Consider the following 18,229-nt stretch of genomic DNA (forward strand, 5'->3'; position numbering starts at 1 on the left):
CTAGGGTTATTTCGGTGTCCGACAGAGGCGCGAAGTCTGGATAGAGGATCTTCACAACCTCCATTGGCGTGCACCCTTTTCTGGCCTTGATATTGAGGAGATTGAGGAACATGCGCCACCAGCGCAACCGCGCCCGGACCTCTTCCTCTCGTTCGGTGTCGTGGACATACGAGTAGAGGTAATCCGTGGCGATCAGATCGAAGAAGGCGTTCGGGTTCGCCAGGAACTCCCGGCCGCGCCTGGTTGGCAGCAGCACATCCTTTTTCCGGCGAAGAAGCTTCAGATGGCGGGCCATGTCGCGCACGACCCAAAGCGGCGGCATGTCACGTTCATTGAGCACCTTGTTCATGCTGTAGAGGTCTTCGGCTGTGAACCCTGGCCAGAGGAAGTGCACAGCGGCCCAATGCACGAACTTGCGGTTCATGGCGCCGGTGGCTGTTAACCCGATGCCACCCTCGCCGTCAGCATAGGCAACCGAAAGAAGCATGCCGCGCAGAAGTGGTGACAGCGCGGCGACATCGACGTCGCCTTGCAGGTGGATTTCCGGAAGCATCGTGCGGCTTTGATCCCTACCCCGCCCATCCAGGTGCAAACGAGTATCAGCCGGCGACGGAACAATTGCTACTGAGAAAGCTAAAGCCGAAGGGGTGTCCCTCACCCGCCCCCGCTCCGCCCTTTCAACCCGGCCCAGCCGGTCGGATCGGGGGCTGATCGCCAGAGCCAGTGTCGCGTTTCCAACTGGCTGACAATGTCGCCCCTCTAATCAGCTTTGACATGGCGTTCGGCGACCGGATGCGGGATGCGCAGGCAATATGATTGAGCGGCGATGGGCTGATTGGCTTCCATCACGAAGATGGCCAGCTCATCGAGATCCCTTCGGTCCAAGCGCGACCAGAACCTTGCAACATCATGGTTCTAATGCGCAGTCGCAGTAATGGAAGGTGGCAAGATAGCCGGAGAGTACGCGCATGAACTCCTGTTGATGGGTCCAAGCTCTGCATTCGGCCATGGAGGTCATGGGTTTCACGTGGGGCAGCCTGATTAGCTTCCCCCGGTTGGTCAGATGGATTGTGACAACGATAGCGGTGAACATGGCGCGGTCATCCATCGACTTGAGGCTGGCGACATAATAACCGCCGGGGTTGGAACGAACGTCGTCCGAGGCAACCTCGTTGACATGATCAGGGCCACAGAAATGTGCGGTGCGGGAATCCGCTTTTGCAGCCGTGTGCGCCGCCAAAAGGAGAGCGAGAGCGATGAAGAACCCGGTCCGTTTCATGTCTTCCTGCTTTCCCAATCCAGTGCCGCCAGGATCGCTTGGAAGCGACGGCCGAATTGGCTACGCTAAGGAGGCGCGCCAGGAGGGTGAAATGTCCCGAAAGGCTCCTGAAATTGACCTGAAATCCGCTGAAACGATCACGTTTCGCGGTTTTGTCTTCCTGACGAAAACCAAAGAACTCCGAACCGTCGACGGCAAAGCGGTAAATCTTCGCAGCCAGACCGCCGAGGTGCTTTCCGTGCTCGCGGCGCGACCGGGCGAGATCGTGTCCAAGGATGCGCTGATGCAGGCGGTTTGGCCCGATACTTTCGTCACCGACGACAGCCTCACTCAATGCATTGCCGATATTCGCCGCGCGGTGGGGGACGACGCGCACGTGATCGTGGAAACCCTCCCCAAGCGAGGTTACCGACTGAATGCCGATCCATTCGGTGCGGCGGATGCAAACGCCGCAGCCGGCGCGGCACGTGCCAGGACACGATTCTCGCGAAGCGGCTTCATTCTTGCTGCACTCGTTCTCGTCGCGGCAGCGATCGGCGCATACTACGGCGCGGAAACATGGCGAGCCGCTCCGGTTCGTTCGAGCGCTATGCCGAGGATTGCAATCCTTCCCTTCGACGACATGAGTACCGGCGCGGACGTGGGATATCTCAGCGATGCCGTCGCCGAGGGGATCATCACCGAGCTTGCGCGGAGCAAGACTTATGCCGTCATCGCCCGGAACTCGAGCTTCAGGTACCGCGACCAGCCGGCGGACACCAGGCAGATCGGAGACGAACTCGGCGTCGACTACCTGCTCGAAGGCAGCCAGCAGAAGATCGGAAACCGGCTGAGAGTGACTGCCCAGTTGCTGAATGCGCAGGACGGATCGCATCTCTGGGCCAACACCTACAACCGCGAGATTGGCGATCTTTTCGTCGTCCAGGAGGAGATCATCCGCACGCTTGCGGATCGGGTCGGGCGCAGGATCCAGCGCCCCCTGCCAAAGAGTACTGCTGCGCAGGTCAGCGCGCTCCACTATCACCTGATGGGGATTGCCGAGATGCGCAGTGATTTCACTGCCGCGGGGAACCAACTGCTGCGGCAACTGAGCCTGAAGGCGATCAAAGCGGATCCGAACGCCCAGTTCGGCTATATCGGGCTGGCCTGGTCCTATCGCCATGATGCGACATTTGGGTGGCACGAGCACGAGCATAACCGGGACGACGCGTTGAAGCGCGCCGCCGAATACGCCGACAAGGCTCTCCTGCTCGCTCCAGACGATGCCGAGGCGCATCATGTCCGCGCCCGCATCCATACCGAAGCCGGAGAGATCGAGCAGGCCCTTGCACGGTACAATCAGGCGATCGCCCTGAATCCCAGCAATTCAAACATCCTCCACGGCAGTACGGACCCGCTGCTGTATATTGGCCGCACCGACGAAGCGATCGATCGGATCGAGCAGGCCAAGGGCATCGATCCTTTCCACCCTGACTTGCTCCACTGGCAGATGGGCTGGGCGCTCTGGGAAAAGAACGATTGCCGGGCTGCGCTGGCGGCGATGCGGAAGATGTCCAGAATCCCGAGCGGCGCACACCGAATGCTTGCGGGGATACACGCTTGTCTGGGAAACGATCGGGAGGCAAAGGACGCGCTTGCGGTTTTCCTCCAGGACTCGCCCGGCCAGTCAATCAGCCAACAACGCAGTGAATGGGAGAAGGTTTGGACCGCGCCCGGAAGCCTCGACCGCTGGATCGAACACATGCGGATCGCGGGGTTGCCGGAGTGACGGCTGTCCGTGCGCGACCCGGCAGAAGACTGATTGGGCCGCTACGTTGAAGCCCTTGTGTCATGGGCGATGGTTGCCCTCAAAGTAGGATCATCCTTCGCAAGGAAGTTCGGGTGCGGGGGGTCGGCAGTGCGGCGCCTTGCGCCATATGCGCTTCGCACCCGAACTCAGCGACTTTCGTGGAACAACGACACGAAACGCGGCCCCGTGCGCGGTGCCCGCAACGACCGACACTGCCGCCATGAGACTAACTGATCGACCTAGAGACCGCCATCGACAAGCCCATCCCGCGGCGCATGGGCGAATTTTTGCGCCGTGACCTCGCAGGATGCGGTACCCGACCGCCAGACCTGAAATGCGAGCGCACATAAGTACACCTCCGCTAACTAGTGGCAACTGAAAAAGCCAGAAGCCTGCCTCAGACGCCCTGCCCGCTTCAGCGGTCACCGCCCAATCGATGCCGCCTTTCCTTTTCCCGGTGATCTTTCGTGTGCCTGGCCGCGATCTCGGCTGTCGCCCACATTCCCTTAGATCAACTCGTTGACCACCAAAGATTGATGGAGAATTCGGGCAAGCAGCCAGAATCCCACTGCCCTGATGAATTTCGGCAAAAGGTGGGAAGTGGACCTGCCTGTGCAGCGCCAGTCCGCCGTGATACATCCAGCGGCGGACTCTCAAAGCTAAAGCCGAGGGAGCTTACTGGATCGCGCTCGATCGGGCGCTCCCGTCGGGCGCCGCTCTTTGCGGAGTCTCCTGACATGGTTTTCGCGCCCACCCCTGCTAAGCAGATGCCGTGACATGGACTCGACGAGAGCACAATGACAGAAATTGCCGGACGACCAGAAGATTTACCACGGCTCTTGGTCGAGCGGTTGATCGATCGAGACGCGGACGCGCTTGCCCTGCTCTATGAGGAAAATGCCGTCATGGCGTTGCCTGGTGGCAATGTCGCTGTGGGCAGAACTGCCATCGGCGAAGCATTTCGGGCTTTCCTCGCATCAGAGCCTCTCATAGAGCCCGGATCGCCGGCCCGAGTTCTAACGAACGGAGAACTTGCTATCACGTCGGCCCGACTTCCAGACGGAACCATCACCGTTGAAGTCGCCCGCCAACAATCCGACGGATCATGGCTTTGGGTGATTGATCATCCGGCGCTCTATCCAGGGATCGCCCAGGTAGAATCCTGAAGGCGTACAGGCGGAAACCTGTTGCCCCGGGCCTCGTCGTAAGCGCGCAGCCGTCAGCGGCGCGCTCGTCCATTTCAATTCGAGCAATCCGGCAACAACTCCGCCGCTAGTCAAGCACGACCACGGCCTCCACCTCGAACAGCATGGGGTCAATTGCAAGCTTGGGAACGGGAACCAGCGTCTGCGCCGGCAGCGCCTCGCCGAACATCTCCTTGACGTTCTTGGTCAGCACCTCGAGCTTGGACATGTCGTGATCGACCACGAAGACCGTGAGCTTGGCGACCTGATCGGGTTTCGCCCCGATCCCATCAAGCGCGGTGCGCAGGTTCGCATATGCCTGTTTCACCTGGACAGCGAAGTCGGGCGACAGGGCGCCCATGCCGTCTTGGCCGCCCTGCCCGGAGATGTAGGCGATCCTGGCGTTGCGGGGCATGATCACCGCCGTGCTGTAGCCATTCGGCGTCGGGTCATAGAGGTTTTGCGGATTGACGATGGTCAGTTCGCGATCGTTCTCATTCGCTGTCGTGGCAGCGGAAACTCCCATGGTCATGATGATTAGCCCTCCGATAAGCAGATGCTTGATTGTGCGTGACATGATTTTCTCTTGGCTCTGCGGACTGCGAGCAGACGTACCCTCGCAGCCGGCGTGATCGAACTTTGGCCCATCGCCATGAATCGTACGATATACGAGTCATCGTATGGTACGACGTACGAGTCAACCGCTTAGCATCGACATTCCTGACGTTGCCTGCCAAATTCGAAAACACGATACTAGCGAGGAAGACGAATGGCAGCCAAACGCGGCGCCCGAAGCAAACAACGGACAAATGATGAGCGGCTCCAGCCCGTGCAGGAACCGCGCAGTGAGCCGCCCCTCTCTCGGGAACGTATCGTGGTGACTGCGGTGGATCTGCTGGACGCTCAAGGTCTCGACGGATTGACCATGCGTCGGTTGGCCGATCGCCTCGGCTCAGGTGTGATGAGCCTATATTGGTACGTCGACAACAAAGAGGATGTCTTCGATCTGGCGCTGGACTCGGTGCTCGAATATCGCGGATCGCGGCAAATGGCCGAGTTTCAAGACTGGCGCGAAGAAATCGTTCACATACTCGAAGACTGGCGCGCCAGCATGCTGCGCCATCCCTGGTCGGCATCGCTGCTGCCGCGCCGGGCGCTCGGCCCGAACATCCTCAGCCGGCTGGAAATGCTGAGCGAGACGTTGTCCAGGGCCGGTGTAGCGGCCGCGGACATGAACGTCGCGATATGGTCGCTCTGGAACTATGTGATGGGCGCCACCATCACCCGGGCGAGCTTCGACCTTTCGGACGACGACAGGGCCGCCGCGCAGCAGCGTCTCAGCGAACGCTACCCGACAATCGAACGCTCCCGCCTGCTGTTGGATGACGATTGGGATGGTGCTTTCCGGAAAGGCCTCGGTTTCCTGCTCGATGGCCTCTCTCCAAGATAAGCTCGACTTCACGACGGTCCTGCCAGGGCGTCATTCCGGCAAACCCGCCTTTCGAAAACCATCAACGAAATGCATAAGCGTCGGGGCGTCGCGGAATGGCTCCGTCTCGGCCCAGTGGTGGATTGTGAAATCCGGGTTGCCGACGAGGAACAGTTCGGCCTCCGCGCGCGCCTCGTCGAGCCGGCCGAGTTGAGCAAGGCTTGCCGCCAGGAAACGGCGTGAGCTTGTGCGATAGGTCTCGTCCCTGCGCAGTGTCTCGACGGCGGCTTCGTAATCGCCGACCGCATATTGCGCCTGGCCGAGCGTCAAATAGTACCAGCTAGCCGGAAATGGGTTCAGCCGGAACGCCTTGCGCATGTGCTCAATCCCCTCCTCTACCCGCCCGGCCAGGATCGCGATGTCGGACAATGCCGCAAAAGTGTCGGCCTCGTTCGGGTCGAGCTCGATCGCCTTGGCGAATTCCGCATCCGCCTCGGCGAAGCAGCGCTCATAGGCAAGCAAATAAGCCAGGACCCAGCGGCTGCCGGCATCGTTGGGATCAATCGCAACGGCCTTGCGCGCAAGTTCCAGGGCAACCTTGCGGGCAGGTTCTGCTGGCCCGCCGCTATGCACCCATCCCATCCAGTGGTTCATGGCAAGCCAGCGATAGGCTTCGGCGTATTCCGGATCGAGCGAAACCGCGCGCGTCAGCATCAAATGCGCTTCCTGCGCCGCCTGCGGTGAGTCATCCATCAGCTTTCGCGCCCGCACGCAAAGATCGTAGGCCTCGAGATTCTTGGGCCGGTTACGCGGCGGCTGTGCGTGCAGCCGGCCGAGCAGCGCTTCCACGATCTTTCCGGTGACCTCGTCCTGAACGGTAAAAATATCTTCCAGACTGCGATCGAAGCGTTCCGCCCACAAATGTTCGCCGCTCACAGTGTCAACCAGCTGGACGTTGATACGCACGCTTCCCGCGGCGCGTCGTGCGCTCCCTTCCAGCAGGTAGCGGACGCCAAGGTCTTCGGCGATGGCGCGCACGTCCATCGCCTTTCCCTTGTAGGCAAAGGCTGAATTACGGGCGATGACGAACAGGCCGGAGATCCTGGAAAGGTCGGTGATCAGGTCTTCGGTCAACCCGTCCGCGAAGGCTTCCTGCTCGGGATCGTTGCTGACATTCACAAAGGGCAGCACGGCTATCGATGGTTTGCCGGGCAGCGGCAACGCTTTTCGCTTTTCGCCGCCAAGCCGTTCGACGGCGCCCAGGAAGCGGTAGCCGACACGCGGAACCGTTGCGATCCATTCACCGCTCCCATCATCGCCGGCCGGGCCAAGCAGCTTCCTGAGCTGCGCGATCTGGACGGTGAGGTTGCCTTCCTCCACAGCCGTGCCCGGCCACGCCGCGTCCATCAATTCGGCCTTGCCCAGGATTTCGCCGGGTCGTCCGACGAGTGCTGCAAGCAGCTTCAGTCCGCGGTGGCCAACGGCAACGGGATCGTCGTTCCGAAGGAGCGTTCCTGCACCCGGATCAAGCACGAACGGACCAAAGGCGAAGCGCGATCCCTGCATGCGGCGCATCTATAGCCCGTTTGGAAGTTTTTGGAACTATTTGGGAGGGCTTAACGACGGCACCGTTCGTTTCCTGCAGAATCTCTCAGGTCGAGGGTACCCAGACCCTCAAACCATATGGAGGTTGCCATGACCGATACCCCTGCCCTTCTTGCATCGGCGCCGCATCAGGCAGCGCGGCTGGAAACGACTGTGGGACCGGCGGACACATCGCGTCGACGCCTTGAGAGCCTGCGAAGCATGATCGCGACCTGGGACGAACGGATACGTGTTCGCTGGGAACTTGAGCAGATGTCGGCGTCCAATCCGCATTTGATCGATGATATCGGTCTGACAAGACGGCAGGTCGAGGCGGAGATCGCCAAGCCCTTCTGGCAGGCATAAGGCGACTTCCGCATGATTGCCGAAGGCACGATATCGCCGCAAGAGGATCGTATCCCATGGGCCGCCATGGCGGGTCTTATTGCGACCGTCACGTTGGGCGCCGTGGCGGCGGGGGTGACCTATCCGCTGCTCAGCTTCATCCTCGAGCGCCAGGGCACTGCGCCCGGCCTGATCGGCTTGTCGGCGGCAATGATGCCGCTGGGTTTCATTGTCTCCTCGGCCTTCACGCCGGTGCTGGCGCAGCACGTGGGCGCGGCGCGGTTGGCGATCCTCTGTTCGGTCCTGACCGCGGCCACCCTGATCGCGATTGCCTGGACGCAGGACGTCTGGGCGTGGATGCCGCTGCGCTTCCTGCTCGGCTTCTTTTCCAAGCCGCCCTACGTGATCGCCGAAACCTGGCTGATCTCGATTACGCCGCCGTCGCGCCGGGGCCGCATGATGGGCCTCTATTCGTCCATCGTTTCGGGCGGCTTCGCCATCGGCCCGATGTCGCTCGGCCTGGTCGGCACTGAGGGTTGGCCGCCCTTCATGATCGGCATCGCGGCCTTCCTTCTCTGTGGTCTCATCCTGCTTGCGGTCGTTTCGCGCCTGCCGAAAATGGCGCATGAAGGCGAGGCAACATCGGTCGGCGGCTTCTTCGCACTGGCCCCGATGCTCTTGTTCGCGGTTTTCGCCGCAGCAGCGTTCGAACAGACCCTGATTTCGATGTTCGCGGTCTATGGCGCCGCACTCGGCAGCGGCGAAGTGCGCATCGCTTCGCTCATCGCCTGTTTCATCGCAGGCGATGCCGCGCTGCAAATTGTGCTCGGACGCATGGCTGAACGGTTTGGCTCGGCACGGACCATGTTGTTCTGTGTGCTCGCTTCGCTGGCCGGCTGCTTGGCTCTGCCCCTGATGTTCAACTCATGGCTCATCTGGCCGCTCCTTTTCGTCTGGGGCGGGGTCTCGTTCGGCATCTACACAATGGCGCTGGTACAGCTCGGCGAGCGTTTCAAAGGTCAGGCCCTGATCGCCGGCACCGCGGCCTTCTCGCTTGTATGGGGCACCGGTGGCATCGTGGGTTCGCCCGCCACAGGACTGGCGATGCAACTGGTCGGACATAAGGGGCTGCCATTGTCGCTTGGGCTGCTGTGCTGCGTCCTGGCGGTGATTCTGATGGCACGGCGTAAAGCCGAAAGGTGATGCAGTCCGCCTAGGCTCCGGCCTTGAACTCGTCCGCAATGTCATAATGTTCGACGCTTACGGACTCGATGAACGCGAGGGCCTCGTCGGGCAGTTTGCGCGGCTGACGCCAATCTTCGCCGATGGCGGCTTTGATCGCGGCGGTATTTTCCCAGATCTGAACCATGCAACGTGAGCGCTCACTGCTGTCAGGCAGCGGCCTTCCTGCGTAGAAGGCTATCAGGCCCGGCTGCTTGCGCAGCCATGGGTGGCTCTTCGTGAATGCGAATTCCCGGAATTCCGCCTCTTTGCCGGCAACGACAGTGCAGCGGTAGACGCGCATTATCATCTCACTACCTCCACCTCCCGCCCAACAGGGATGCATCGGCTTCAATCACGTTGAGCGATTTCGATTTAATGCGCAATTGCGAAGTCGGTTGCGACATCGCCATCGAATTGCATCGGGTTCCTGCCGATCTACGCGGCTAGGGAACCTCGTCGGTGCCTGTCGGCCCGCCTTCGTTTTCCAGCGCAGCGAGCCTGCGAGTGACCGACCGGCTGAACTTCAGACGCACCCCGGCGCCGTTCGAGCCTTGCTCCGGGATGAAACTTGCCCCCAACTCTTCCAGAGCCGATTGCAGGTCATCCACGATTGCAGGCTCGGGAACATTGATCTGGCGCTCGAAAGCCTCGATGACGGCCTCGTCAACTTTGGCGGCCGTGGCGAGCTTGGATCGCGTGATTTCCACCAGGGCTCTCGCCGCCTTGCACATGGGTCCAGTGATCATCTCGCAATCGCCCTTTTCATTGTCCCGCCCAGCCTAACGCATGTCGCGCAAAAGTGTGCAGCGGTTTTGCGACAACGACATGCGTTACATCAAAACCGTGTCCTTCCCGGTGAAGCAAACATCGAATGACGATGCTGGAATAGCGATCCCGTCACCCTTGTCAGGCCGCCTCCTCGACCGCCGTCGCGGTCGGCACGTAATTCAGGACGGGCCCGAGCCAGCGCTCGACCTCGCCGATCGGCATGCCCTTGCGGCGCGCATAGTCCTCGACCTGGTCGCGCTCGACCTTGGCGACGCCGAAATAATAGCTCTCCGGGTGGCTGAGATAGAGGCCGGAGACCGACGATCCCGGCCACATCGCCATGCTTTCGGTCAGGCTGACGCCGGCGTTCTTCTCTGCGTCGAGCAGTTCGAACAAGGTCACCTTCTCGGTGTGGTCGGGTTGCGCGGGATAACCGGGCGCTGGACGGATGCCGCGATAGGGTTCGCCGATCAGCGCGTCGGGAGAAAGATTTTCGTCCGGTGCATATCCCCAGAATTCCTTGCGCACCTTTTCATGCATCCGCTCGGCGAACGCTTCGGCGAACCGGTCGGCCAGCGCCTTGACCAGGATCGAGGAATAGTCGTCGTTGGCGCGCTCGAAACGTTCGGCGATCGCCACTTCCTCGATGCCCGCCGTCACCACGAAACCGCCGATATAGTCCGGCCTTTCGATGCCCTCAGGAGCGACGAAATCGGCCAGCGCAACGTTCGGCTTGCCATCGCGCTTGGCCAGTTGCTGGCGCAGCGTGAAGAAGGTGGCGCGTTCCCGCGCCCTGCCCTCGTCCGTATAAAGCCGGACGTCGTCGCCCACCGCATTGGCCGGCCAGAATCCGATCGCCGCCTTCGGCGCGAACCATTTCTCGGCGATGATTTTTGTGAGCATCGCCTGCGCATCTTCGAAAAGCTGGCGCGCCGCCGGTCCCTGTGCCTCGTCCTCGAGAATCTTGGGATAGCGCCCCTTCAATTCCCAGGTCTGGAAAAACGGCGTCCAGTCGATGTAGCGGGCAAGCTCCTCCAGATCCCAGGTCTGGAAGACGCGGGTGCCCAGGAACGCTGGCTTCGGTGGTTGGTATGTGGACCAGTCGATCTTCACCGCATTGGCGCGCGCCTTGGCGAGCGGCAGCCTTTGCTTGTCGGCTTCCGAACGCGCATGCGCGTCGGCCACTCGTCTGTATTCGCCACGCAGCGCATCGACATAGCCGCCCTTGGCGTCAGGCGACAGAAGGCTTGAAACCACGCCGACGGCCCGGCTGGCGTCGGTCACGTAGACCGTCTGGCCCTTGTTGTAGCGCGGATGGATTTTTACCGCCGTGTGCACCCGGCTGGTGGTCGCGCCGCCGATCAAAAGCGGAATGTCGAAGCCTTCCCGCTCCATTTCCGACGCTACATGCACCATCTCGTCGAGCGACGGCGTGATCAGGCCGGAAAGGCCGATGATATCGACTTTTTCCTCCCGCGCCGTCTCAAGGATTTTGGTTACCGGCACCATGACGCCGAGATCGATGATCTCGTAATTGTTGCACGCAAGCACGACGCCGACGATGTTTTTGCCAATGTCGTGGACGTCACCCTTGACCGTCGCCATCAGGATGGTGCCCGCGGTCTGGCGTTCGTCGCCGCTTATGCCCTTTGCCGCGTTGGCGAGCTTTTCGGCTTCCATATGTGGCAGCAGACCGGCCACCGCCTGCTTCATCACGCGGGCCGATTTCACCACTTGCGGCAGGAACATCTTTCCGGCGCCGAACAGGTCGCCAACGACGTTCATGCCGGCCATCAGCGGGCCTTCGATCACATGCAGGGGCCGTTCGGCAGCACGCCGCGCCTCGTCGGTGTCGGCGTCGATGAATTCGGTGATGCCGTTGACCAGCGCGTGCGAAATGCGCTGTTCCACCGGCCATTCGCGCCAGGCGAGGTCACGTTCCCTCGCCTCCTTGCCGGCGGTGCCCTTGAAGCGCTCGGCGATCTCCAGCATGCGCTCTGTGGCGCTGCTGCTGCGGTTCAGCACCACGTCCTCGCAGGCTTCGCGCAGGTCAGGTTCGATCGATTCGTAGACGGCGAGCTGGCCGGCGTTGACGATGCCCATGTCCATGCCCGCCTGGATGGCGTGGTAGAGGAACACCGCGTGCATGGCCTCGCGCACCGGCTCATTGCCGCGGAACGAGAAGGACAGGTTGGAAACGCCGCCCGACACATGCACATGCGGCAGCGTCTGGATGATCTGCCTTGTCGCCTCGATGAAGTCGACGCCGTAGTTGTTGTGCTCCTCGATGCCCGTGGCCACCGCGAAGATGTTGGGATCGAAGACGATGTCTTCCGGCGGGAAACCCGCCTGCTCGGTCAAAAGCCTGTAGGCGCGGGTGCAGATTTCCACCTTGCGCGCCTGCGTGTCCGCCTGCCCCTGCTCGTCGAAGGCCATGACGACGACGGCAGCACCGTATGCCCGGCAGAGTTTCGCATGGTGCAGAAAGGCCGCCTCGCCTTCCTTCATCGAAATCGAGTTCACCAGCGGCTTGCCCTGCACACATTTCAGGCCGGCCTCGATCACCTCCCATTTGGAGCTGTCGATCATCACCGGAACCTTGGCGATGTCCGGCTCGGCGGCGATCAGGTTGAGGTATTCGACCATCGCCTTTGCCGAATCGATCAGGCCCTCGTCCATGTTGACGTCGATGATCTGGGCGCCGTTGGCGACCTGGTCGCGCGCGACATCGAGTGCGGCAGCATAGTCGCCCGCGGTGATCAGCTTCCTGAACTTCGCCGAACCGGTGACGTTGGTGCGCTCGCCGACATTGACGAAAGGAATTTCGTCGGTCAGCGCGAAAGGCTCCAGCCCCGACAGCCTCATCAGCGGCGCCATTTCGGGTATGGCGCGCGGCGGATACTTTTTCACGGCTTCCGCAATGGCGCGGATATGCTCGGGCGTCGAGCCGCAACAGCCGCCAACGATGTTGACCAGCCCTTCCCTCGCGAACTCCTCGATCTGCTCGGCCATGAATTCCGGGCTCTCGTCATACCGGCCGAATTCGTTGGGCAGGCCGGCATTGGGATAGGCGCAGACCAACGTGTCGGCGACGCCGGAAATCTCGGCCAGGTGCTCCCGCATCGCATTGGCGCCGAGCGCGCAGTTGAGGCCGATGGTGAAAGGATTGGCATGGCGGACTGAGTTCCAGAACGCTGTCGGCGTCTGGCCAGACAAAGTGCGGCCGGAAAGGTCGGTGATCGTGCCGGAGATCATTACCGGCAGGAAGATGCCCTTCTCCTCGAACACCTCGTTGCAGGCGAAGATCGCCGCCTTGGCATTGAGCGTGTCGAAGATCGTCTCGATCAGGATCAGGTCAGCGCCGCCGTCGATCAGGCCGCGCAGCTGCTCGGCATAGGCAATGCGCAAATCATCAAAGGTTACAGCGCGATAGCCGGGATTGTTCACATCCGGAGAGATCGACGCGGTGCGGTTGGTCGGCCCCAGCGCGCCGGCGACGAAACGGCGCTTGCCGTCCTCCTGTTCGGCTCGGAGCACCGCGCGCCGCACCAGCCGGGCGCCGTCGCGGTTCAGCTCATAGACCATGTCCTCCATGCCGTAATCGGCCTGGGCGATAGAGGTGGACGAAAACGTGTTGGTCTCGATGATGTCGGCGCCGGCGATGGCGTATCGGTAGTGGATTTCCTCGATCGCCGCCGGCTGCGACAGGATCAGAAGATCGTTGTTGCCCTGTTGGTGGCATGCGCAACCGCCGAAGCGGTCGCCGCGAAAATGATCCTCGCCGAAACCGAGCCCCTGGATCTGCGTGCCCATGGCGCCGTCGAGGATGAGGATGCGCTTGGCAGCTGCAGCCCGCAGTGCCGAAAGCACCTCCGAACCGTCGCGTTTTGCCGCAACGGCGCCGAACAATGCATCGAGCGTTGCACTCGTTTGCGACATGATTTTTCCCTATTGCGACACCCCTTGTGGAATCACATAAAGACATCTTTATGTCAACATGAGATATTGACCGACGGCCGTGCAAAGGACACCCGATGCCCGCAATTGGGGTTATGCCAGCTGTGGACAAGCGACCCTGCCGCCGCCACGCTGGTACCCGCAGGCGCGCCGCCGCGCTAGCATTGCCTTATGAAGCCTTCAAAGGACATCTCCCGCCTGCTCGAAATCATGGCGGCGCTGCGAACGCCGGTGACGGGTTGCCCCTGGGACATCGAGCAGACGTTCGAGACCATCGCGCCTTATACGCTGGAGGAGGCCTATGAAGTCGCCGACGCCATCCAGCGCGGCGATCTCGACGATCTGCGCGACGAACTCGGCGATCTCCTGCTGCAGGTGGTGTTCCACGCGCGCATGGCCGAGGAACAGGGCGAATTCGGCTTCGGCGATGTGGTCGAGGCTATCACCAGGAAGATGATCCGCCGCCATCCCCATGTTTTCGGCGACGACGACGCCCGTGGCGCCGGCATGGCCAAGGGCATGTGGAACAGGATCAAGGCTGAAGAGAAGGCCGAGAAGCGAGAGGCCCGTCTCGCCCGCGGTCTCGATCCCGAAGACAATGGCGCGGGCTACCTCGACAGCGTGCCGGTCGGCCTGCCCGCGCTGACCCGCGCCTTGAAGCTCCAGGAAAAGGCCGCGCATGTCGGCTTCGACTGGAAGGACGCCAAGCCGATCCTCGACAAGATCGAGGAAGAGATCGGCGAACTGCGCGAGGCGATGGAGAAACAGGACACGTCGTCAATCGCGGACGAATTCGGCGACGTGCTGTTTGCGCTGGTCAATTTCGGCCGCCATTTGAAGATAGACGCCGAGACGGCGCTGCGCGGCACCAACGAAAAGTTTCGCTCACGGCTGCACCATGTCGAGCGCGAACTGGAAGCATCGGGAAGCAACCTTGAGAAGGCGACGCTCGACGAAATGGAAGCGCTCTGGCAGCAAGCGAAGGGCCGCAACCAGTAGAGCGCTCCTACGCCCGCTCCGCCTCGCTCGGCACCTCCCCATCGAGGGGAAGGGAGACAGCAAGCTTAGGCTCTCCCTCCCCTTGATGGGGAGGGTGGCCCGAAGGGCCGGGTGGGGTGAGGCAATCAGATACCGCTTTTCAAACGCAGCCGGCTTTCGATCTCGGCGCGCGCCGCAGCGGTCGCCTTGAGCGTCACGGAGACGCTGCCGTCCTCGTTGTCGGTGCGCGAAACGACATCGCCGTTGCGGTAGAGCCAGTCGATGTTGCCGAGCTGGCTTGGCGCCAGCGTGACATCGATCGCCTCCAGGTCGCCAGAAACGCGGTTCTCGATGATCGCCGCCAGTGCACCAATTCCCTCGCCGGTGATCGCCGATATGGCGATCGGCGGGCCTTTCTGGCCGCCGGCCGCTTCGTCGAGCAACCTTTCACGGCTGGCGTCGTCCAGCCGGTCGATCTTGTTCCAGACTTCGATCACCCGCTCGGCATGCGATGCGTCGACGCCGAGATCGGCCAGAATCTGCTCGACGTCCTCGGCCTGGGCCGCGGTGTCGGGATCGGAAATATCGCGCAGGTGGATGATCAGGTCGGCCTCGACCACCTCTTCCAGGGTGGCGCGGAACGCCGCGACCAAATGCGTCGGCAGGTCGGAAATGAAGCCAACCGTATCCGACAGGATGATCGGCGTGCCGTGCGGCAGCCGCACCCGGCGCAAGGTCGGGTCGAGCGTGGCGAACAGCATGTCCTCGGCCAGCACCCCTGCCCCGGTCAGCCGGTTGAACAGCGTCGACTTGCCGGCATTGGTGTAGCCGACGATGGCGACCACCGGGAACGGCACCTTCTTGCGCTTGGCGCGGTGCAGGTCGCGGGTGCGCCGCACCGTCTCCAGCTCGCGCTTTAGCTTGATGATCTTGTCCTGCAGGGCCCGCCGGTCGGCTTCGATCTGCGTTTCGCCGGGACCGCCCAGAAACCCGCCGCCGCCGCGCTGCCTTTCAAGGTGGGTCCAGCTGCGCACCAGCCGGCCCTTCTGGTAGCTCAGATGGGCGAGTTCCACCTGCAGCGAGCCTTCCTTGGTTCGGGCGCGTTCGCCGAAGATCTCGAGGATCAGCCCGGTGCGGTCGAGCACTTTCGCGTTCAGCGCCTTTTCGAGGTTGCGCTGCTGCACCGGCGTCAGCGGATGGTCGACGACCACCAGCTCGGCCTTCCCGTCTTTGACGATGTCGGCGAATTCGTCGACCTTGCCGGAGCCGAGCAGCGTCGCGGGCTTCGGGTCGGCGACGTTGACGATTGCGGTGTGCACTGGATCGAGGTTGATGGCGCGGGCCAGCCCGACCGCCTCCTCGTGGCGCGCTTCGGGCGAGCGTGACAGCCGCGGCCGTCCCGTCGAGGCGTTTTCATCGGGGCGCTCGCGCGTCAGGATCGGCACGATGATAACGGCGCGCCCGGTTGATCCACCGGCGCCATTGCCGGTCTCGCCGTTGCCTGCTTTGCGCGGCATGTTCGCCGCGCCTTCAGTTTTGGCCAAAAATCAAGCTTCCTTGCCGTTTTCCTCGCCATCGAACATCTGAACCGGCTGGCTCGGCATGATGGTGGAAATGGCATGTTTGTAGACAAGCTGCGAATGGCCGTCGCGGCGCAACAGCACGCAGAAATTGTCGAAGGACGTCACGACTCCGGTGAGTTTGACGCCGTTGATGAGAAAGATGGTGAGCGGGTTCTTGCTCTTGCGAACTGAATTCAGGAACAAGTCCTGAAGATTTTGCGATCGTTCCGCCATTTTTGTTTTCTTTCGCCGATCCCCTGGGCAGTGCGGCTAGTGCGCCAAAATAAAACGCCGCTGTCAAGCGCGCAACGCGTATCCCCGTCGCTGCAAGACAACCGGGCAAGCAAGAGAATTAACCAATGTCTGTTCTGGCGAAGCCGTTATCAGGCTTGAGTTTTTTCCGCAACGTCAAAAAATGCTTGCCGTAGCGTAAGGGTCACTGAACCGGGATGGCCGTTGGCGATCGGGGCGCCGTCGATCGCCACCACGGGCATCGCGATTGTCGTTGCGGAGCTGATGAAGGCCTCGCGCGCCGCCTTGGCTTCGGCAATGGAAAAACTGCGCTCCTCGATCTTCAGCCCCAGCTTGGCCGCCACCTCGAACAACGTTGTCCGGGTGATGCCGCGCAGGATGCCATGTTCAGCCGGCCGCGTGATCAGGAAGCCGTCCTTGGTGACAATCCACGCGTTGGACGACCCGCCCTCCTTCACGTTGCCGTCTTCGTCGACGAACCAGGCTTCCTGGGCGCCGGCCTCCTTGGCCTTCTGCTTGGCAAGCACATTGGGCAGCAGGCCGACAGACTTGATGTCGACGCGGTCCCAGCGATTCTCCGGCACCGTGATGACGTTGATGCCGCTTTCCGCGCGTTTGGCGCCAAGCGCCGGGTCGACCTTCTTGGCGGTCACGACCAAAGCCGGCTTGGTATCGGCAGGAAACAGGAAATCGCGCCCGGCGACGCCGCGCGTCACCTGCACATAGACCAATCCGTTGACCACGCGGTTGCGGTTGACCACCTCGCGCAACACGATTTCCAGCGCTTTCCGGGCCATTGGCCAAGCGATGCGCAGTTCCTTCAGCGAGCGGCCCAGACGGTCCAGATGACGCTTCATGTCGACGATGTAGCCGCGCGCCACTTCGCACACTTCGTAGACGCCATCTGCGAACTGATAGCCGCGATCCTCGATGTGGACCGCAGCGTCGGCATGAGCGACATAGCGGCCGTTGACGTAAGCGATGCGCGGCATTGTTTCGTAAATCCCGGATTTTCTTCAGCTTCGGATGGTAACGGCGACAGATTCGGTTAAACGCGAGGCTTGGAAAATTCCATGACCGCGCCATCGGCGGGTATCAGCAACCGCTCGGCCGCCACCCCCTTGGCGTCGGCAAACGCGCGCAACGCGGCGCGATCGACAGAGGCGTGGTCGAGCGCTTCCATGTGCACGGCTACGACCGTCGCATGTCCCGGCGCCGCTTCGCATGTCGCCACGGTCTGCGCGCCGTCCATGACGATCAGCGTGTTGTCCCAGACCGCCCCGCAGGAATGTGTGAAGACGACATCGGGCCGGGTCTCACGGATCGTCTGCTCGACTGGCGGATAAAACACCGTATCGCCAGTCCAGTAGACGGAAGGCTCGCCTTCCGCCTCAAGGCTGAAGCCCATCACGTTGCCCATCTTTTCCAGCACCGCGCCGGTGCCGTGATTGCCCTCGCGGCGGGTGATTTTTATGCCGCGCCACTTCAGTTCACTTTCGAGCGGCGTCACGTCGCGGAAACCTGCCTTGCTGATCGTCTCCTCATCGCCCGGCTGGCAGATCACCGGCAGGTCCTTCGCGAGGCGTTCCATGGCGGCCGCATCGAAATGGTCGGTATGCAGGTGCGAGACGATCACCAGTTCGACGCCGTCGACGATTTCATCGGTCGTAACCGGCAGTTCGGTCATCGGATTGGGCGACCGGCCGGTGAAGGACGGCAGGCTGTGGCGTGCCGCGAAGTAGGGATCGACGAGGATCGTCGCGCCGCCATAGTTCATTTTCAGGGTCGCATTGCGAATAAGCTGGACGCGCATTTTATCTTTTTTCCGCAATCGGTTAGTGCCGCAGTTTGCGAAATTGCTGCAACAAATGTGTGCCG

Annotated in this window: 17 protein-coding genes; 6 read left to right on the top strand and 11 right to left on the bottom strand. The window is 61.8% G+C overall.

Annotated elements, in window-relative coordinates; genetic code table 11:
- On the bottom strand, positions 1-553 hold a 553-nt coding region (locus tag F3H98_RS17525), incomplete at its 3' end, for a hypothetical protein (RefSeq protein WP_149761676.1).
- A 354-nt stretch (positions 554-907) separates the two neighbouring features.
- Positions 908-1,279, bottom strand: a complete 372-nt coding sequence (locus tag F3H98_RS17530) for a hypothetical protein (RefSeq protein ID WP_149761459.1) — start codon at positions 1,277-1,279, stop codon at positions 908-910.
- On the opposite strand from F3H98_RS17530, the gene F3H98_RS17535 reads away from it, so the two are divergent.
- Complete coding sequence (locus F3H98_RS17535) at positions 1,257-3,047, top strand: winged helix-turn-helix domain-containing tetratricopeptide repeat protein (protein ID WP_149761460.1); 1,791 nt, start codon at positions 1,257-1,259, stop codon at positions 3,045-3,047. The two genes, F3H98_RS17530 and F3H98_RS17535, sit on opposite strands and share 23 nt — an antisense overlap.
- Before the next feature lie 818 nt (positions 3,048-3,865).
- The gene (locus F3H98_RS17540; protein WP_149761461.1) at positions 3,866-4,234 is read left to right on the top strand and encodes a YybH family protein; all 369 of its coding nucleotides are present in this window, start codon (positions 3,866-3,868) and stop codon (positions 4,232-4,234) included.
- A 106-nt stretch (positions 4,235-4,340) separates the two neighbouring features.
- Here the strand turns inward: F3H98_RS17540 and F3H98_RS17545 are convergent, their stop codons facing one another.
- Positions 4,341-4,829: a RidA family protein gene (locus F3H98_RS17545; protein WP_149761462.1), complete on the bottom strand. Its 489-nt coding sequence runs from the start codon at positions 4,827-4,829 to the stop codon at positions 4,341-4,343.
- Between the two features lie 192 nt (positions 4,830-5,021).
- Between F3H98_RS17545 and F3H98_RS17550 the strand changes: the two genes are divergently transcribed.
- Positions 5,022-5,702 (top strand): TetR/AcrR family transcriptional regulator, encoded by a 681-nt coding sequence (locus F3H98_RS17550; RefSeq protein ID WP_149761463.1) that lies wholly within the window; start codon positions 5,022-5,024, stop codon positions 5,700-5,702.
- Positions 5,703-5,732: 30 nt separating this feature from the next.
- On the opposite strand, the gene F3H98_RS17555 is transcribed toward F3H98_RS17550, so the two are convergent.
- Complete coding sequence (locus tag F3H98_RS17555; protein ID WP_149761464.1) at positions 5,733-7,247, bottom strand: winged helix-turn-helix domain-containing tetratricopeptide repeat protein; 1,515 nt, start codon at positions 7,245-7,247, stop codon at positions 5,733-5,735.
- 129 nt (positions 7,248-7,376) lie between these two features.
- Between F3H98_RS17555 and F3H98_RS17560 the strand changes: the two genes are divergently transcribed.
- On the top strand, positions 7,377-7,631 hold the full coding sequence (locus F3H98_RS17560; RefSeq protein WP_149761465.1) for a DUF1127 domain-containing protein: 255 nt from the start codon (positions 7,377-7,379) through the stop codon (positions 7,629-7,631).
- Between the two features lie 12 nt (positions 7,632-7,643).
- Positions 7,644-8,813, top strand: coding sequence for an MFS transporter (locus F3H98_RS17565; RefSeq protein ID WP_149761466.1), 1,170 nt, complete (start codon positions 7,644-7,646; stop codon positions 8,811-8,813).
- A 10-nt stretch (positions 8,814-8,823) separates the two neighbouring features.
- Here F3H98_RS17565 and F3H98_RS17570 read toward each other — a convergent pair whose 3' ends face one another.
- From F3H98_RS17570 to metH, 3 genes are all read right to left on the bottom strand, one after another.
- Positions 8,824-9,135: an antibiotic biosynthesis monooxygenase gene (locus tag F3H98_RS17570; RefSeq protein ID WP_188130451.1), complete on the bottom strand. Its 312-nt coding sequence runs from the start codon at positions 9,133-9,135 to the stop codon at positions 8,824-8,826.
- A gap of 142 nt (positions 9,136-9,277) precedes the next feature.
- Positions 9,278-9,580 carry an XRE family transcriptional regulator gene (locus F3H98_RS17575; protein WP_149761468.1) on the bottom strand — a complete coding sequence of 101 codons (303 nt, stop codon included), beginning with the start codon at positions 9,578-9,580 and terminating at the stop codon, positions 9,278-9,280.
- Between the two features lie 160 nt (positions 9,581-9,740).
- Complete coding sequence (metH, locus tag F3H98_RS17580; protein WP_149761469.1) at positions 9,741-13,541, bottom strand: methionine synthase; 3,801 nt, start codon at positions 13,539-13,541, stop codon at positions 9,741-9,743.
- 189 nt (positions 13,542-13,730) lie between these two features.
- Between metH and mazG the strand changes: the two genes are divergently transcribed.
- Positions 13,731-14,558 carry a nucleoside triphosphate pyrophosphohydrolase gene (gene mazG, locus F3H98_RS17585; protein ID WP_149761470.1) on the top strand — a complete coding sequence of 276 codons (828 nt, stop codon included), beginning with the start codon at positions 13,731-13,733 and terminating at the stop codon, positions 14,556-14,558.
- Between the two features lie 125 nt (positions 14,559-14,683).
- On the opposite strand, the gene hflX is transcribed toward mazG, so the two are convergent.
- The 4 genes from hflX to F3H98_RS17605 all read right to left on the bottom strand — a co-directional run bounded on the left by hflX (position 14,684) and on the right by F3H98_RS17605 (position 18,164).
- A complete protein-coding gene (gene hflX, locus F3H98_RS17590) occupies positions 14,684-16,054 on the bottom strand; it encodes a GTPase HflX (RefSeq protein ID WP_149761471.1) in 1,371 nt (456 codons plus the stop codon).
- Positions 16,055-16,084: 30 nt separating this feature from the next.
- Positions 16,085-16,333, bottom strand: coding sequence for an RNA chaperone Hfq (hfq, locus tag F3H98_RS17595; RefSeq protein WP_149761472.1), 249 nt, complete (start codon positions 16,331-16,333; stop codon positions 16,085-16,087).
- Between the two features lie 149 nt (positions 16,334-16,482).
- Positions 16,483-17,343 carry a D-amino-acid transaminase gene (locus F3H98_RS17600; protein WP_149761473.1) on the bottom strand — a complete coding sequence of 287 codons (861 nt, stop codon included), beginning with the start codon at positions 17,341-17,343 and terminating at the stop codon, positions 16,483-16,485.
- A 56-nt stretch (positions 17,344-17,399) separates the two neighbouring features.
- Positions 17,400-18,164, bottom strand: coding sequence for an MBL fold metallo-hydrolase (locus F3H98_RS17605; protein WP_149761474.1), 765 nt, complete (start codon positions 18,162-18,164; stop codon positions 17,400-17,402).
- Positions 18,165-18,229 lie beyond the last annotated feature (65 nt).

Origin of the sequence: Neomesorhizobium albiziae (assembly GCF_900114255.1) — a bacterium.
GTDB lineage: Bacteria > Pseudomonadota > Alphaproteobacteria > Rhizobiales > Rhizobiaceae > Neomesorhizobium > Neomesorhizobium albiziae.

Coding starts and splice junctions, on each gene's coding strand:
- F3H98_RS17535 (WP_149761460.1), top strand. CDS start 1,257: ATGAAGAACCCGGTCCGTTTCATGTCTTCCTGCTTTCCCAATCCAGTG.
- F3H98_RS17530 (WP_149761459.1), bottom strand. CDS start 1,279: ATGAAACGGACCGGGTTCTTCATCGCTCTCGCTCTCCTTTTGGCGGCG.
- F3H98_RS17540 (WP_149761461.1), top strand. CDS start 3,866: ATGACAGAAATTGCCGGACGACCAGAAGATTTACCACGGCTCTTGGTC.
- F3H98_RS17545 (WP_149761462.1), bottom strand. CDS start 4,829: ATGTCACGCACAATCAAGCATCTGCTTATCGGAGGGCTAATCATCATG.
- F3H98_RS17550 (WP_149761463.1), top strand. CDS start 5,022: ATGGCAGCCAAACGCGGCGCCCGAAGCAAACAACGGACAAATGATGAG.
- F3H98_RS17555 (WP_149761464.1), bottom strand. CDS start 7,247: ATGCAGGGATCGCGCTTCGCCTTTGGTCCGTTCGTGCTTGATCCGGGT.
- F3H98_RS17560 (WP_149761465.1), top strand. CDS start 7,377: ATGACCGATACCCCTGCCCTTCTTGCATCGGCGCCGCATCAGGCAGCG.
- F3H98_RS17565 (WP_149761466.1), top strand. CDS start 7,644: ATGATTGCCGAAGGCACGATATCGCCGCAAGAGGATCGTATCCCATGG.
- F3H98_RS17570 (WP_188130451.1), bottom strand. CDS start 9,135: ATGCGCGTCTACCGCTGCACTGTCGTTGCCGGCAAAGAGGCGGAATTC.
- F3H98_RS17575 (WP_149761468.1), bottom strand. CDS start 9,580: ATGATCACTGGACCCATGTGCAAGGCGGCGAGAGCCCTGGTGGAAATC.
- metH (WP_149761469.1), bottom strand. CDS start 13,541: ATGTCGCAAACGAGTGCAACGCTCGATGCATTGTTCGGCGCCGTTGCG.
- mazG (WP_149761470.1), top strand. CDS start 13,731: ATGAAGCCTTCAAAGGACATCTCCCGCCTGCTCGAAATCATGGCGGCG.
- hflX (WP_149761471.1), bottom strand. CDS start 16,054: ATGCCGCGCAAAGCAGGCAACGGCGAGACCGGCAATGGCGCCGGTGGA.
- hfq (WP_149761472.1), bottom strand. CDS start 16,333: ATGGCGGAACGATCGCAAAATCTTCAGGACTTGTTCCTGAATTCAGTT.
- F3H98_RS17600 (WP_149761473.1), bottom strand. CDS start 17,343: ATGCCGCGCATCGCTTACGTCAACGGCCGCTATGTCGCTCATGCCGAC.
- F3H98_RS17605 (WP_149761474.1), bottom strand. CDS start 18,164: ATGCGCGTCCAGCTTATTCGCAATGCGACCCTGAAAATGAACTATGGC.